At 73.1% G+C, this 14,524-nt stretch carries 13 protein-coding genes; 11 read left to right on the forward strand and 2 right to left on the reverse strand.

Annotated elements, in window-relative coordinates; genetic code table 11:
• Position 1 precedes the first annotated feature (1 nt).
• The 11 genes from HTV45_RS10390 to HTV45_RS10440 all read left to right on the forward strand — a co-directional run bounded on the left by HTV45_RS10390 (position 2) and on the right by HTV45_RS10440 (position 11,208).
• Complete coding sequence (locus HTV45_RS10390) at positions 2 to 1,267, forward strand: MCE family protein (RefSeq protein WP_215205392.1); 1,266 nt, start codon at positions 2 to 4, stop codon at positions 1,265 to 1,267.
• A complete protein-coding gene (locus HTV45_RS10395; RefSeq protein WP_215205393.1) occupies positions 1,264 to 2,325 on the forward strand; it encodes an MCE family protein in 1,062 nt (353 codons plus the stop codon). Before HTV45_RS10390 ends, HTV45_RS10395 begins: the two co-directional genes overlap by 4 nt.
• Positions 2,322 to 3,362 carry an MCE family protein gene (locus HTV45_RS10400; RefSeq protein ID WP_215205394.1) on the forward strand — a complete coding sequence of 347 codons (1,041 nt, stop codon included), beginning with the start codon at positions 2,322 to 2,324 and terminating at the stop codon, positions 3,360 to 3,362. Before HTV45_RS10395 ends, HTV45_RS10400 begins: the two co-directional genes overlap by 4 nt.
• Entirely contained in the window at positions 3,362 to 4,387 is a 1,026-nt protein-coding gene (locus HTV45_RS10405) for an MCE family protein (protein ID WP_215205395.1), read from the forward strand. The genes HTV45_RS10400 and HTV45_RS10405 overlap by 1 nt, the downstream gene beginning before the upstream one ends.
• Positions 4,384 to 5,751 carry an MCE family protein gene (locus HTV45_RS10410; RefSeq protein ID WP_215205396.1) on the forward strand — a complete coding sequence of 456 codons (1,368 nt, stop codon included), beginning with the start codon at positions 4,384 to 4,386 and terminating at the stop codon, positions 5,749 to 5,751. The genes HTV45_RS10405 and HTV45_RS10410 overlap by 4 nt, the downstream gene beginning before the upstream one ends.
• The gene (locus HTV45_RS10415) at positions 5,748 to 7,025 is read left to right on the forward strand and encodes an MCE family protein (protein ID WP_215205397.1); all 1,278 of its coding nucleotides are present in this window, start codon (positions 5,748 to 5,750) and stop codon (positions 7,023 to 7,025) included. Before HTV45_RS10410 ends, HTV45_RS10415 begins: the two co-directional genes overlap by 4 nt.
• Positions 7,022 to 7,537 (forward strand): hypothetical protein, encoded by a 516-nt coding sequence (locus tag HTV45_RS10420; protein ID WP_215205398.1) that lies wholly within the window; start codon positions 7,022 to 7,024, stop codon positions 7,535 to 7,537. The genes HTV45_RS10415 and HTV45_RS10420 overlap by 4 nt, the downstream gene beginning before the upstream one ends.
• Complete coding sequence (locus HTV45_RS10425) at positions 7,534 to 8,292, forward strand: nuclear transport factor 2 family protein (protein WP_215205399.1); 759 nt, start codon at positions 7,534 to 7,536, stop codon at positions 8,290 to 8,292. Before HTV45_RS10420 ends, HTV45_RS10425 begins: the two co-directional genes overlap by 4 nt.
• A gap of 26 nt (positions 8,293 to 8,318) precedes the next feature.
• Positions 8,319 to 8,867, forward strand: a complete 549-nt coding sequence (locus tag HTV45_RS10430) for a hypothetical protein (protein WP_215205400.1) — start codon at positions 8,319 to 8,321, stop codon at positions 8,865 to 8,867.
• Positions 8,868 to 8,915: 48 nt separating this feature from the next.
• The gene (locus tag HTV45_RS10435; protein ID WP_215205401.1) at positions 8,916 to 9,659 is read left to right on the forward strand and encodes a hypothetical protein; all 744 of its coding nucleotides are present in this window, start codon (positions 8,916 to 8,918) and stop codon (positions 9,657 to 9,659) included.
• Positions 9,660 to 9,936: 277 nt separating this feature from the next.
• Entirely contained in the window at positions 9,937 to 11,208 is a 1,272-nt protein-coding gene (locus HTV45_RS10440; protein ID WP_215205402.1) for a lytic transglycosylase domain-containing protein, read from the forward strand.
• Between the two features lie 79 nt (positions 11,209 to 11,287).
• Here the strand turns inward: HTV45_RS10440 and HTV45_RS10445 are convergent, their stop codons facing one another.
• The gene (locus tag HTV45_RS10445) at positions 11,288 to 13,165 is read right to left on the reverse strand and encodes a histidinol-phosphate transaminase (RefSeq protein ID WP_215205403.1); all 1,878 of its coding nucleotides are present in this window, start codon (positions 13,163 to 13,165) and stop codon (positions 11,288 to 11,290) included.
• Between the two features lie 155 nt (positions 13,166 to 13,320).
• Positions 13,321 to 14,481, reverse strand: coding sequence for an aldose epimerase family protein (locus tag HTV45_RS10450; RefSeq protein ID WP_215205404.1), 1,161 nt, complete (start codon positions 14,479 to 14,481; stop codon positions 13,321 to 13,323).
• Between the last annotated feature and the right edge of the window lie 43 nt (positions 14,482 to 14,524).

Genomic DNA, 14,524 nt, shown 5'->3' on the forward strand with positions numbered 1-14,524 from the left:
CATGAGCGGACCCCGCCGATCCCGAGGACAGACGCTGCGCCACCGGCTCGCCGGAGTGGTCTTCGTGCTGGTGCCCGCCCTGCTGATCTGGCTGGCCGTCGCCGTCTACGACAAGAGGTTCACCGACTCCGACCGGGTGGTCGTCGAGACCGGCAGCGCCGGCAACCAGATGCACCCGGGCGCCGAGGTGAAACTCCGCGGCGTCGTCGTCGGCGAGGTCCGCGCCATCGACGCCACCGGCGGCGGGGCCCGTCTCACCCTCGCCATGAAGCCCGGCACCCTGGACGACGTACCGTCCGACGTACGCGCGCAGATGCTGCCGACCACGCTGTTCGGCGAGCGGTTCGTGGCCCTCGTACCGCCCCGGAACCCCTCGTCCGAGCCGCTGGCAGCCGGAGCCGTCGTCCCCCAGGACCGCTCCGCGAACGCCATCGAACTCCAGCAGGTGCTCGACAACGTCCTGCCGATGCTCACCGCCGTCCAGCCGCAGAAGCTCTCAGCGACCCTGTCGGCCGTCTCACAGGCCCTGGAAGGACGCGGCGGCAGACTCGGCGAGACCCTGAGCCTGCTGGACGAGCACCTGGCGGAGTTCAACCCGCACCTGCCCGCCCTCAACCGTGACCTCAGGGAACTCGTGAAGGTCAGCCACGTCTACGCGGACGCCGCGCCCGACATCATCACGGCGCTCACCGACTTCACCACCACCAGCGGCACCCTCGCCGAGAAGGAGACCGAACTCGCCGCCACCCTCGGTGCCACGACCCGGACGGCCGAGGACGTGACGGACTTCCTGCGCAAGAACGAGCGCAACCTCATCCGGCTCGGCGCCGCGAGCCGGCCCACCCTGGAGCTGCTCGCCGAGTACTCCTCGTCCTTCCCCTGCACCCTGCGCACCCTCGCCGAGTTCGTGCCGGCCATGGACAGGGCGCTCGGCAAGGGCACCGACCGGCCCGGCATCCACGTCGACGTCACCCCGGTCACCGCCCGCGGCGCCTACCGGCCGGGCCGGGACACCCCGGTGTACGACGCGGGCGGCGGGCCCCGCTGCCCCTCCGTGCCCTACGCCGGCTCCCTGCCCCGGCCCACCGCGCGGACCGCCACCGCCGCGTCCGGCCAGGACCTCGGGCCGGCCAACTCCCCGGCGGAGAACGACCTCGTCAACGAACTGCTCGCCCCCGCCGCCGGTGAGAGCCCCGCCGACCTGCCCGACTGGAGCAGCCTGCTCGTCGGCCCCGTCTACCGCGGTGCGGAGGTGACCCTCGGATGACCGGAACCGACCACGCGCACACCCGGCGCCGCCCGCTGACCGGGCCGCTGCTCAAGTCACTCGTCTTCGTGGTGGTCACCGCCCTCGCCACCACCGTGCTCGGCCTCGGCGTCGCCGGCAGCGGTGCCGGCACCGGGGGCGGCCGCACCTACAAGGCCCTGTTCACCGACGTCACCGGCCTCATGGCCGGCGACAGCGTACGGATCTCCGGGGTGGCGGTGGGCGAGGTGACCGGCGTACGCGTCGTCCAACGGCGCATCGCGGAGGTCACCTTCACGGTGCGCGACGACCGCGGGCTGCCCCATTCGACCACCGCAGCCGTGAAGTACCTCAACATGGTCGGCCAGCGCTACGTCTCCCTCGGCCGCGGCAGCGGCGACCTCACCGGCACCCTCGAGGAGGGCGGCACCGTGCCGCTGGAGCGCACCACCCCCGCGCTCGACCTGACCCTGCTCTTCAACGGCTTCAAACCGCTGTTCGAAGGGCTCTCCCCGAAGGACGTCAACGCCCTCGCCGGCTCGATCGTGCAGGTCCTCCAGGGCGAGGGAGCCACCGTCGACAGCCTGATCCGCCACATCGGCTCGCTCAGCACGACCGTCGCCGCCAAGGACAAGGTCATCGGCCAGGTCGTCGAGAACCTCACCACCGTCCTGGACACCCTCAACGACCGTGAGGACAGCTTCGACGACCTCGTCGTCACCCTGCAGGAACTCGTCACCGGGTTCGACAAGGACCGCAAACCCCTCGGCAAGGCCGTCGCGGCCATGGGCGACCTGACCACCGTCACCGCCGATCTCCTCGAGGACGGACGCGCACCCCTCAAGCGGGACATCCGGGAACTGGGCCGGCTCTCCGAGAACCTCGGCGCACACACCCCGCAGATCGAGGACTTCCTGAGACGCACCCCCGCCAAGATGACCGCCCTGGCCCGCCTGTCCTCCTACGGATCGTGGTTCAACCTCTACCTCTGCGAGGCACGCGTGAGCGGAGTGACCACCTCCGACGACTCCGAACCGCCGACCGGCATCGCGATCACCGAATCGAGGTGCGGCGGATGACGCGCCCGCGCTTCACACCCGTCAGGGAACGCAACCCCGTCGCCGTCGGCGTCGCCGGCCTGCTCGCTCTCACCCTGCTGGGCGGCCTCGCCTACAGCGCGGACCGGCTCCCGTTCACCGGCGGCACCGCCTACAGCGCCGACTTCTCCGAGTCGGCGGGCCTGGACGAGGGCGACGAGGTGCGCATCGCCGGCGTCAAGGTCGGCAAGGTCACCGGCGTCGCGCTGGACGGTGCCAGGGTGAAGGTCTCCTTCGAGGTCGAGGAGGCCTGGCTCGGCAACCGCACGACCGCCGCCATCGCCATCAAGACCGTCCTCGGCGACAAGTACCTGGCGCTCGACCCGCTCGGCTCCGGCCGGCAGGACCCCGGCGACCGCATCCCGCTGGCCCGCACCACCTCCCCCTACGACGTGACGCAGGCCTTCCAGGACCTCAGCGGCACCGTCGACGACATCGACACCCGGCGGCTCGCGGAGAGCTTCGCGACCATCTCCGACACCTTCGAGGACTCCCCGCCCCATGTGAGCAAGGCCGCCACCGGACTGTCCGACCTGTCCCGGTCCGTCTCCGAGCGGGACGCCGAGCTCTCCCGGCTCCTCAAGGGCAGCGCCCGGTTCACCAAGACGCTGGAGAACAGGAAGTCCAGCTTCGAGACCCTCATCGAGGACGGCGGCTCCCTGCTCGGCGAGCTGCGCAACCGGCGCACCGCCATCCGCGCCCTGCTCAAGGGCAGCCGGGATCTGGGCACCGAACTGGGCGGCCTGGTCAAGGACAACGAGAAGCAGCTCGGTCCCACTCTGAAGGCCCTCGGCCGGGTGACCGGCGTCCTGGAGAAGAACAACACCCAGCTCGGCAAGACCCTCGCACTGGTCGGCCCGTACTACCGCCTGATGGGCAACACCCTCGGCAGCGGCCGCTGGTTCGACAACTATCTCTGCGGTGTCGTGCCCCGCGACTACCTGCCCGAGACCTCCCAGCCCGAGACCGGATGCCTGCCGCCGAAACAGCAGGCGGCGGCCGAGGGGAGCGGTGAGTGATGAGCCGACGCAGAAAGATCCTCACCGGTGCGCTCGCCCTCGTGGTGCTCGCCGCGGGCGGACTGGTCGCCGCATCGGCCCTCGCCTCCGACGGCGTCCGCGTCACCGCCTACTTCGACCGCGCCGTCGGCGTCTACGCCGGGTCCGACCTGCGCGTCCTCGGGGTACGGGTCGGCGAGGTCGAGTCGGTGCGGCCCGAGGGCACCACCGTCCGCGTGGAACTCCGCCTGGACGAGGGGGTGAAGGTCCCCGAGGACGCGCGGGCCGTCGTCGTCGCGCCCAGCGTCGTCGCCGACCGCTATGTGCAGCTCACCCCCGCCCACAGCACGGGCCCCGCCCTCGCCGACGGCGCCGTACTGCCCGCCTCGCGCAACCGCGTCCCCGTCGAGATCGACCAGATCTACGACTCGATCACCGACCTCGGCAAGGCGCTCGGCCCGGACGGCGCCAACGCCGAGGGCGCCCTGTCCGAACTCCTGCGCACCGGCGCCGCCAACCTCGACGGCAACGGCGAGGCCATCGGGGACAGCGTCGAGGAGTTCGGCAAGGCGGCGAAGACCCTCGACGGCGGCAGCGGCGACCTGTTCAAGGCGCTCGGCAGCCTCCAGACCTTCACCACCATGCTCAAGAACAAGGACGGCGACGTACGCACCGCGCAGGAACGCCTGGACGAGGTCGTCGGCTTCTTCGCCGACAACAAGGACGATCTCACCGGCGCGCTCGAGGAACTCGGCAAGGCCCTCGGCCAGGTCAAGACCTTCATCGAGGACAACCGGGGCGAGCTGAAGAAGAACGTCGACCGGCTCGTCCCCCTCACCCGGACCCTGGTCGAGCAACGCGCCTCGCTGGCCGAGGCGCTGGACGTGGCACCGCTGGCCGCGGGCAACGTCGTGAACGCCTACAACCCCGACACCCGCACCCTCGACGGCCGCGCCAACCTCAACGAGATCAGCATGGGCGGCCCGCTGCTGCCGCTGCCCGCCACGGGCGCCTCGCCGGCGGCCAGGGGCGAGGGGGAGAGATGAAGCGCGGCACACACGGCGCCGGCCGGTCCGCCACGACGTTCGGACGCGGCGTGTTCACCACGGGCCGGGCCGCCGGCCTCACCGCGGGAGCGCTGATCGCCCTCGGACTCGGCTTCACCCTGGCCGTCGGCGGGGTCGCCGCCGTACCGCGAGGCTTCGACGGCGTCGGGGACCTCCCACTGCCCGGCGGCGCCGACCTCGGCGACCGCCCCTACACCGTCACCGCGGAACTCGGCGACGTACTCAGTCTGGTCCCGCACTCCGCGGTACGGGTCAACGACGTGGCCGTCGGCCGGATCACCGGCATCGAACTCGGGGACGACGACGACTGGACGGCCCGCGTCACCATGGAGATCAACGGCGACGTCGCGCTGCCCGCCGACGCGAGTGCCCGGCTCGAACAGTCCAGTCTGCTGGGCGAGAAGTACATCCAGCTCATCGCGCCCGACGAGGACAGCGGCGGCGGCAGGCTGGCCGACGGAAGCGTCATCCCGCTCTCCCGCACCAGCCGCAACACCGAGGTGGAGGAGGTGTTCGGCGCGCTGTCCCTGCTCCTCAACGGCGGCGGCGTCAACCAGCTCAAGACCATCACCCGGGAACTCAACACGGCGCTCGGCGGACGGGAGCCCGAGGTCCGCTCCATGCTGAAGCGGGTCAACACCCTGGTGACCGACCTCGACGACCACCGGGGGGACATCACCGACGCCCTCGACGCCGTCAACCGTCTCTCCTCGACCCTCGCCCACCGCAAGGACGACGTCGGGACCGTCCTCACCGACCTCTCGCCCGGACTGAAGACGCTGGAGAGGCAGCGCGGCTCCCTGCTGACCATGCTGCGCTCCCTCGACACGCTCTCCGGCGTCGCCGTCGCCACCATCGACGCGAGCAAGGACGACATGATCGCCGACCTCAAGGCCATCGCGCCGACGCTGAAGGCGCTCGCCGACGCCGGCGCGGACCTGCCCGACTCGCTCCAGGTGCTGCTCACCTTCCCGTTCACCGACGAGGTGCTGAGCGGGGTGAAGGGCGACTACCTCAACGCGTATCTGAGCATGGTCGCCGTGCCCGGGACCGAGGTGATCCCGCCGATCGCGGACCCGGCCGTCCCCTCGCCCGAGCCCACCTTCACGGTGGGCGGCGAGGCGGGCGCGGCCGGGAAGAAGCGGTCTTCCACGGCGGACGACGGCGCGGCCACGGGCCGGGGCTCCGGGGCGCCGCCCGCCTCGTCACCCGCCCCCTCGTCGTCCGCCGCGCCGCCGTCACCGTCGCGCGCGTCCTCGCCGCTCCCGCTGCCTGCCGTGTCCGCTTCCACCGGAACCGCGGACCACGCGCCGGCGTCCCCGGAGGGCGGTGAGAACAGGTGATCACCCTCGCCGTCCGGCTGAAGAACCTCGCCTTCCTCGTCGTCGCCGTCCTCGCCCTCTCCTACCTCGGCATCCGCTACGCCGACCTCGGCCGTTTCGTCGGAGTCGCCGACTACTACACCGTGGACGTGCAACTCCCGCGCACAGGCGGACTGTTCACTCACTCGGACGTGACCTACCGAGGCGTCTCGGTGGGCCGCGTCGGCCCGATCGACCTGACCGCCGACGGCGTCGTCGCCGAACTGAGGATCAAGAAGTCCGCCCCCCGCATCCCCGCCGACACCAAGGCCGTGGTCGCCGGGCTCTCCGCCGTGGGCGAGCAGTACATCGACCTGCGGCCGGAGAGCGACGGTTCCCCCTACCTCACCGACGGCACCCGTGTCGAACAGGCCGACACACAGGTGCCCGCCCCGGTCACGGACGTCCTCACCAGCGTCGACGACCTCGCGAACTCCGTCCCGCTGGACGACCTGCGCACGGTCGTCGACGAGATGGGCAAGGCCTTCGAAGGGCACGGCGACGACCTCCAGGTGCTGCTCGACAGCGGCAGCGACTTCGTCGAGGCCGCCGACCGCGCCCTGCCGTCCACCACCCTGCTCATCAACGACGCCGAGACGGTCCTGCGCACCCAGGCAGAGGAGGCCGAGGCCATCCGGGGCTTCGCCGTGGGAGCGGAGGAACTGGCCCGTGCCCTCAAGGGCTCCGACGCCGATCTGCGCCGTCTCCTCGCGGTCACCCCCGAGGCCGCCACCCAGGTCAGCGGCGTACTGCGGGACCTCGACCCGAGCCTCGGCGTCGTGCTCGCGAATCTGCTCACCACCGCCGAGGTCGCCGTCACCCGGCAGCGCGGCATGGAGGAACTCCTCGTGACGTATCCGGCGGCCGTCGCCGTCGGCTCCACCGCCGTCGACGGAGGGAAGCTGAACGTCGGCCTGGCCGTCACCTTTTTCGACCCCCTGCCCTGCACCGCCGGATACGGCGCCACGCGCTACCGCAACGGCCTCGACCTCGGCACCGCACCCGCCCTGAACACCGGCGCGGCCTGCACCGCCCCGGCGGCGGAAGGATCGAACGTACGCGGCTCGGCGAACGCCCCGAAGGGCGGACCCGTGCCCGAGCCGGCCAGGCCGGGTTCCCTGCCCTCGGGCAGCGGCGCGCCGGCCGGGAACGGGGCCGCGGCCCTTCCCGGCGCACTCGCCCTGCCCGGACAGAGCGGCGAGGCACCGCGGGACCTGACGCGCATCCTCGCCCCGGCCGCCGGCGGTACGCGATGAGGCGGGCCCGGGTCCTCGCCGGAGCGGGACTCGCGCTGGCCCTCGCCTTCTGCGGCACCGGTGCGTGGACCTACGACCAGGCGCGCACCGACGACTCGCTCGCCTACGGCCGGGAGCGGGACGAGGCGCTCGCCGACGGACGCGCGGCCGTCTCCGTACTCACCACGCTCGACGCCTCCACCCGGCAGCGGGCGGAGCGGAGCATCCGGGACTGGCGCGACGCCTCCACCGGACCGCTGCGCAGGGAACTGGGCGCCACCGGGGCCGGGACGGGAACCTCGGCGCGCGGCACGGTCACCGACGCCGCCCTCACCGCGCTCGACACCCGGTCCGGCACGGCCAAGCTGATCGCCACCGTCCGCGTCGAGGTCACCCCGGCCGGCACGAAGAAGCCGGCCACCGACCGCAAACGCCTGGAGGCGGTCCTGGCCCGCACGGGCGAGGACGAGTGGAAGGTGAAGGCACTGAGTGCCGTACCGGTCGAGGGCGAGAGGGAGACCAGAGACCGATGACACCGACATGGCTGCCGCGCCGGGGCGGCTCACCGAAACCCGCCGGCCCGGGGAACGCCGCACCCGCGGCGCCGGACCTCGCGAGCACGCTCCCGGAGGGCGCCGCCACCGGGAACGAGGGCCCGGGGGGCGCGGGCCCGGAGGGTGAGGGCCCGGAGGCGGGGAGCCGCGAGGGCGGGAAGCGCGGGAGCGAGGACACCGAGGCCGGGCGGGCCGAGGGCGCACCCGGCGACGCCCCCGCCCGCCGCCTGCCGGAGGGCCGCCTGCGGCGGGCCGCCGCGGGCGGGGTCGCCGTGGCCCTCGTCCTCGGCGGCTGCGGCTTCTTCTACGCGGCGCACCAGCTGAGGTCGGCCGCGCCCGCACAGAACCGGGCGCTCACCGACACCGAGGCCACCACCCGCGTCGCGGGAGACGTCGGCAACGCCCTCGCCCGTGTCTTCTCCTACACGCCGGACGGCACCGCGGCCGCCGAACGCTCCGCGCGCACCGTCCTCGACGGCCGCGCCGCCCGCCAGTACGCGACTCTCTTCGACCGTGTCCGCGACGACCTCACCGAGCAGCGCCTCACCCTGAGCACCCGGGCCGTGCGCACCGGAGTGGTCGAACTCGACGGCGACAGGGCCCGCCTGCTGGTCTTCCTCGACCAGACCTCCCGCCGGGGCGCGGCCGGGGTCAGCACCGCGGCGGCCCAGCTCACGGTCACCGCACGGCTCGAGGGAGACCGGTGGCGGATCGTCGACATCAAGGCCCGCTGATGAAGCGCGGGAGACTGGAGCACCCCATGGAACGCGCGGTTCGCCCCCTTCTCACCAGCCGCCACCGGCCACTCGTGGTCCTGGCTCTCACCCTCGCCCTCGTCGCGGGCGGCTTCGCGGCGTGGGCGGGCCAGGACTGGTACCGGGCGGCCCACGACGACCGGGCAGCCTACGCCGCGCAGCGGGACGCGGCCCTCACCGCCGGGGAGCAGGCCGTGCAGAACCTCAACACGCTCGACCACCGCGACGTGAACCAGGGACTCGACCTCTGGGAGTCCTCGACCACCGGCGAACTGCACGAGCAACTGACGTCCGGCAGGTCCGAGTTCGCCGAGCAGGTGAAGGAGGCGGAGACGGTCAGCACCGCCCGGGTGCTGTCGGGCGCCGTCACCGAACTCGACGACCGGGCCGGCCGCGCCCGGGTGCTGGTCGCCCTGCGCGTCACCGTCGAGGCGTCCGACGGGGAGCGGAGCGACAAGGACAGCCGCATGCTCGGCGAACTCACCCGGACCGGGGGCCGGTGGAAGCTGAGCGCCCTGGGCCAGGCGCCCGTGGGCGGCACACCGGCCGGATGACCGGTCCCGTACCGCAGGAGCCGGCCGCAGCGAGGAGGACACCGCACCATGTCGACGACCCGTCACCACATCAACCGCCAGCGGCGCCGTCAGGCCCGCGAGCCCCAGCCCGCCGCCCCCGCCACCGGACGTCCGCAGAGCGGGGGAGGCCGGACCGGTACCCGAGGCACGGCCGTCCTGCCCCCCGCGGACACCCCGCCCTCGTCCCCGGACCCGGAGGCCGGGCCGGACGCCGCCGGAGGGGAGGAGACCGGCCGGCTCCGCCCGCGCCGCACCCTCGGTCCGGTGGCGCTCTGCGCGCTGACGCTGTTGCTCGGTGTCTTCGCGGGCTGGGCGCACGCGGAGGCCGAGGCGCTGCGCGCCGACCCCGCGCGGAGCAACACCGCGCTGACCGACCTCGCCCGCACCAGCGAGATCAAGGGACAGGCGGCCAAGGCCGTCGACCGGCTCTTCTCCTACGATCACGCCGACCCCGGCGCGCACCAGAAGGCCGCGCGGGACCTCCTGACAGGGAAGGCGGCCGACCAGCACCGGGACCTGCTCGCCGATGTCCGCGAGCGGGCCGACCGGCAGAAGGCGGTCATCACCACGACGGCCACCGAGACGGCGGTCGAGCGGATCGACGGCGACCGGGCCCGGGTTCTCGTCTACGCCGACCAGAGCAGCGTCGCCACCGCCGGGAACAAGGCCGCGCAGGACGAGGGCGTGTACGCGGCGGCGATGCTCGCCGTGGACGTCGTACACCGCGACGGACGCTGGCTGGTCTCCGCCATCGACACCTTCGGCCGCTGACCACCACGCGACCGGCTGCACCGACCGCTCCGCTGCTCCGACCGCTCCGACCGTACGACCGGACCCGCCGTGCAACCGCTCCGACCGGACCCGCCGTGCAACCGCTCCGACCGGACCCGCCGTGCAACCGCTCCGACCGCACCCGCCGTGCAACCGCTCCGACCGCACCCGCCGTGCGACCGCTCCGACCGCACCCGCCGTACAACCGCACCGGCCGACGACCGCATCCACCGCCACACATCCCGCACCTCCCACGGAACCGACAGGAGTGACGACCATGTCCGTACGCCGTGCCCGACGGCTGTATTCCGGCCGGGCCCGCAGGGGACTGCGCACGACCGTCCTCGCCGTGGCGGCCATGACCGCCCTCACCGCTTCCCAGGGGCCCGGCATCGTCCGGGACATGAAGGACGCCCAGGCCGGACCGGCGGCCGACGACGGGGAGCCGGTGGCCACGGCCCATCCGTACGCCGACCTCGCTCCACCCGGTGACGGCTCCTACCACATTGAACTCCCGCCCCTGTCGGCTCCGGAGGTCGCGTCGGCCTCCCCCGCGCTCGGGCGGGGCATCCGTGTCCAGTCGGGCATCCCGGCCACCGTGCTGCGCGCCTACCGTGCCGCCGAGACCTCGGTGGGCAGGACGGACCCCGGCTGCCGGCTGTCCTGGGAACTGCTCGCGGCGATCGGCAAGGTCGAGTCGGGCCAGGCGCGCGGCGGGGCCGTCGACCGGAACGGCACGACGCTGCGCCGTATCACCGGGCCGCCCCTGAACGGCCGGGGTTTCGCCCTGATCCGGGACTCGGACGGGGGTGCCCACGACGGTGACACGGTCTACGACCGGGCGGTGGGCCCGATGCAGTTCCTGCCGTCGACCTGGGCCCGCTGGGGCGCGGACGGCAACGGCGACCGCCGCGCCGACCCGAACAACATCTTCGACGCGGCGCTGGCGGCCGGGCGTTACCTGTGCGCCGGGGACCGGAATCTGGGCCGGCCCGCGGACCTGGACCAGGCGGTCCTCAGCTACAACCACTCCCGTTCCTACCTCGAACTGGTCCGGTACTGGCTGGAGTTCTACAGCCGGGGAGTGCACACCGTCCCGGACGGCAAGGGTGTCGTCCCCCGCAGTCCCGGCGCCGGCGGCGACACCCCGGCGACCGAACCGGTCGACGCCGTAAGCGGCGGCAAGGGCGGCGGCGGCGGTGGCGGCGGGATCGTCATCGGCCCGCAGCCGAGTGCTCCGGGCGGCTCCGGGTCACCCGGGCCGTCCCCGGCCCCCTCCTCGCCCTCACCGGGGCCCGTCTTCCCGTCCCCGAGACCCAGCGGCTCTCCGACGGTCCCACCGACGGGACAGGAGCCCTCACAGACGCCCGGAGAGTCCCCCACAGGGTCGCCCGAGCCGTCGCCGGACCCGACCGGTCCGAGCCCTTCGCCGACCGCCCCGGACGGCTGCCCCTCGGAGGAGCCCGCCCCGTCCCCCGACCCCACCGACTCACCGAGCGACCCCGGCTCGCCCTGCGCGACCCCGACAGCCGACTCCCCCGACGAGTAGGGGCCGGGGGGCGGGGGAGGCCGGCGGGGCGGCCCGCCGGCGCCCCGTGCCGGTGGCCCAGCCCCTGCTCAGCCCGTACTCAGCCCGTCTGGCTCATCCCCGCCGCGTTGGGCCAGGCGTCCTGGGCGCCCGGCCAGCCCGTCGCCGGGGCCATGGAGAGACCGTCGGTACCCCTGACCTGCGCGGCCGTCAGACCGCCGCGGGCCGGGACGCCGGGAGGCGTCGGGCCGGCGGGTGGTGGCGTCTGAGCGGGCGGTGCCGGTGCCGGTGCCGCATACGCCGCCGCGGCCGGCATCGGCGGCTGCGCCGCCGGCACGAGCGGCTGGGAGGGGACCGGCGCGGCCTGCGGGAACGACGGCTCCGGGTACGCATTCGGCAGCGATTCCGCGAACTGCTGGGGCACGGGCTGCGGCAGCTGCGGCACAGGCTGAGACATCTGCTGGGGCATCTGCGGTGGCATTTGCCGAGGCATCTGCTGCGGCATCTGCTGCGGCTCGGGCTGGGCAACAGGCGTGGGCATCGCCTGGGCACCCATCCCCATCCCCGTCTCCGGGCCCATCCCCATACCCATCCCCATCCCCATCCCGGCGCCCGTGGAAGCCGCGGCCGGTACCGGCATCCCGCCGCCCGGGTCCGCCGTCACGGTGGACGCGGCGGCGGGGAGCGGCATGCCGGTACCGGCGGCCGGAGCGGCGGCGATCCCCGGGGGACCGGCAGCGGCGGCCTGGGCGGCGAGCCCCCGCATGCCCGACCCGTTGGTCTCGCTCACCAGGCGGTCCACTGCCGCCGTGCCCGAGCTGTAGCTGGTCCCTGAAGCCTGCTCGGGCACGGCGGCTCCCCTCCTGGACGTCCCGTAGAGCACCTGTTCCAGGCCGGTCACCAGGCGACGCACATCCACCTGGGGGCGCACCACGAGACGCAGGAAGCGGCTGGAGGAGCCGATCTTGTTGCCGCACTCACGGACCAGGATCCGGTGCTCGGTGAGCATCCGGTCCCGGACGACGGTTCCCTCGGCGCCGACCGGGAGGCGTACGAAGAGGAAGTTGCCCTGGGAGGGATAGACCGTCAGTCCGGGCAGCGAGGAGAGCTGACCGGACATGTCCATCCGGTCGCGGCGCACCTGGTGGAGGCTCTGGGCGTACTCGGCACCGTGCTCCTTCAGCATGAACACCACGTGCTCGGCGAAGGAGTTGATGTTCCACTTGGGAAGCATGGCCCGCACCTTGCCGGCGAGCGCCGGGTTGGCGACCAGGTAGCCGAAGCGGATGCCGTGCAGACCGAAGTTCTTGCCCAGGCTGCGCAGCACGATGACGTTGGGCCGCAGCATCGCCTCCTGCACCACGCTCGGTTCGTTCTCCGCGTCGGCGAACTCCAGGAAGGACTCGTCGATCACCACCAGGTCGAGGTCGGCCATGGCGTCCATGAACTGCACGACCGCGTGCTTGTGCAGGAATCCGCCGTCGGGGTTGTTGGGGTTGCAGATCACCGCCACCCGGGTGCCCCTGGCCCGTATGAACTCCGCGTACTGCGCCAGGTCGAGGGCGAAGCCGCCGGATTCCTGGAGCGGGAACATGTCGACCCGCTTACCGGTCTCCATGGGCTGGTCGGTCCACCGGCCGAAGGTGGGGACGGGGACGGCGAGGGACTCGCGGACCAGGAGGTGGTCGATCCAGGTGATCAGCTCCGTCGACCCGTTGCCCATGGCGACGCACTGCGGCGGCAGCCGGAGCAGACTGCACAGCTCGGCGGTGATGGTGTCGGCGCTGCTCGGGTAGTAGGTGATGATCTCGCGCAGCCGGACCGCCATCTCCTCGAACATGGCGGGGGTGGGGAAGTACGGGTTGCAGGGAATGCAGAAGTCCACCGGGCCGGCCCCGTCGCTCTCCCGCGTCAGCGCCGCCATCGACGGACTGTGCGCCGCGGTGCTGCGGAACAACGAGGCGACGTTGTCGGCCATGGAACCTCCGTGTACGGCGGGCCCGCCGGGGACGTTGCGGGCCCGTCATGCCTGGGTGGCCCGCGCGGGGAGCACGGACCACCCAGGGGTACGGAGGAGGACATGCCGCCGTTCAGGTCATGTGTGGAAAATGTGAGGGCGGCTCATGACCTGGATCACACCCCGAACGAGTGCACCGTCGTCGTCCGGTAGGTGTCCCCCGGGCGCAGCACGGTCGGGGGGAACGACGGCTGGTTCGGCGAGTCCGGGAAGTGCTGGGTCTCCAGGCACAGTCCGTCGCCCTGCCGGTAGACCCGGCCGCCGCTGCCGACGAGGGTGCCGTCGAGGAAGTTGCCGGAGTAGAACTGCAGGCCCGGTTCGGTGGTCGCGATGCTCAGGGTCCGGCCGGAGCCCGGGTCACGCAGTACGGCGACCCGCTCCGGGCGGCGGGTGATGCCCTTGTCGAGCGCCCAGTTGTGGTCGAACCCCTGCCCGTACAGCACCTGCTGGTGCGCCGCGCGGATGTCCCGGCCGACCGGCTTGGTCCGCCGGAAGTCGAAGGGGGTGCCGGCGACCCGCGCCCGTTCACCGGTGGGGATCAGCCCGGAGTCGACGGGTGTGTAGCGGGCGGCGGCGATGGACAGCTCGTGGTCGTACACCGAGCCGCTGCTCTCGCCGGCGAGGTTCCAGTAGACGTGGCTGGTGAGGTTGACGACGGTGGCCCGGTCGGTGGTGGCCTCGTAGTCGACGCGCCAGTCGCCGTCCCGGGTGAGGGTGTAGGTCACCTTGGTGCGCAGGGTGCCCGGGTAGCCCATCTCGCCGTCCACGGCGGTGTAGTACAGGTGCAGTCCGACGTCCGAGCCGCGGGTGAAGGGCTCGACGTCCCAGACCCGCTTGTCGAAGCCCCGGTCGCCGCCGTGCAGGCTGTTCTCGCCGTCGTTGACGGAGAGCTGGTGGGGGGTGCCGTCGAGGGTGAAGCGGCCGGCGGCGATGCGGTTGCCGTAGCGGCCGATCAGGGCTCCGAAGTACGGGCTCGAGGCGACGTACTCCTCGAGGGTGCCGAAGCCGAGGGAGACGTTGGCGCGGCGGCCGTGGCGGTCCGGGATCTCCAGGGACTGGACGACGCCCCCGTAGGAGAGGACCTTCATCCGGGTCCCGCCGTTGGACAGGGACCAGCTGTGCACCAACGTGCCGTCGGCGAGCCGGCCGAAGAGGGTCCGCGCCGGCTTCCCCCTGCCCGGTGAGGCGTGGGCCGTGCCGCCGAGGGCGGTGGTGGCGGCCGCTCCGGCCGCGGCCGCTCCGGCTCCTGCGATGACCGTGCGTCTGCTCAGTTCCATGTACGGCTCCCGGAAGGGAAGGGGCCCCGCCGTCCGGCGGGCC

The sequence above is a fragment of the Streptomyces sp. CHD11 genome (assembly GCF_018638295.1).
Taxonomy (GTDB): Bacteria; Actinomycetota; Actinomycetes; order Streptomycetales; family Streptomycetaceae; genus Streptomyces.

Excerpts from the sequence above, each read along its gene's own strand:
- HTV45_RS10425 (WP_215205399.1), top strand. The coding sequence starts at position 7,534 with ATGACACCGACATGGCTGCCGCGCCGGGGCGGCTCACCGAAACCCGCC.
- HTV45_RS10410 (WP_215205396.1), top strand. The coding sequence starts at position 4,384 with ATGAAGCGCGGCACACACGGCGCCGGCCGGTCCGCCACGACGTTCGGA.
- HTV45_RS10440 (WP_215205402.1), top strand. The coding sequence starts at position 9,937 with ATGTCCGTACGCCGTGCCCGACGGCTGTATTCCGGCCGGGCCCGCAGG.
- HTV45_RS10450 (WP_215205404.1), bottom strand. The coding sequence starts at position 14,481 with ATGGAACTGAGCAGACGCACGGTCATCGCAGGAGCCGGAGCGGCCGCG.
- HTV45_RS10420 (WP_215205398.1), top strand. The coding sequence starts at position 7,022 with ATGAGGCGGGCCCGGGTCCTCGCCGGAGCGGGACTCGCGCTGGCCCTC.
- HTV45_RS10400 (WP_215205394.1), top strand. The coding sequence starts at position 2,322 with ATGACGCGCCCGCGCTTCACACCCGTCAGGGAACGCAACCCCGTCGCC.
- HTV45_RS10395 (WP_215205393.1), top strand. The coding sequence starts at position 1,264 with ATGACCGGAACCGACCACGCGCACACCCGGCGCCGCCCGCTGACCGGG.
- HTV45_RS10405 (WP_215205395.1), top strand. The coding sequence starts at position 3,362 with ATGAGCCGACGCAGAAAGATCCTCACCGGTGCGCTCGCCCTCGTGGTG.
- HTV45_RS10435 (WP_215205401.1), top strand. The coding sequence starts at position 8,916 with ATGTCGACGACCCGTCACCACATCAACCGCCAGCGGCGCCGTCAGGCC.
- HTV45_RS10390 (WP_215205392.1), top strand. The coding sequence starts at position 2 with ATGAGCGGACCCCGCCGATCCCGAGGACAGACGCTGCGCCACCGGCTC.
- HTV45_RS10445 (WP_215205403.1), bottom strand. The coding sequence starts at position 13,165 with ATGGCCGACAACGTCGCCTCGTTGTTCCGCAGCACCGCGGCGCACAGT.
- HTV45_RS10430 (WP_215205400.1), top strand. The coding sequence starts at position 8,319 with ATGGAACGCGCGGTTCGCCCCCTTCTCACCAGCCGCCACCGGCCACTC.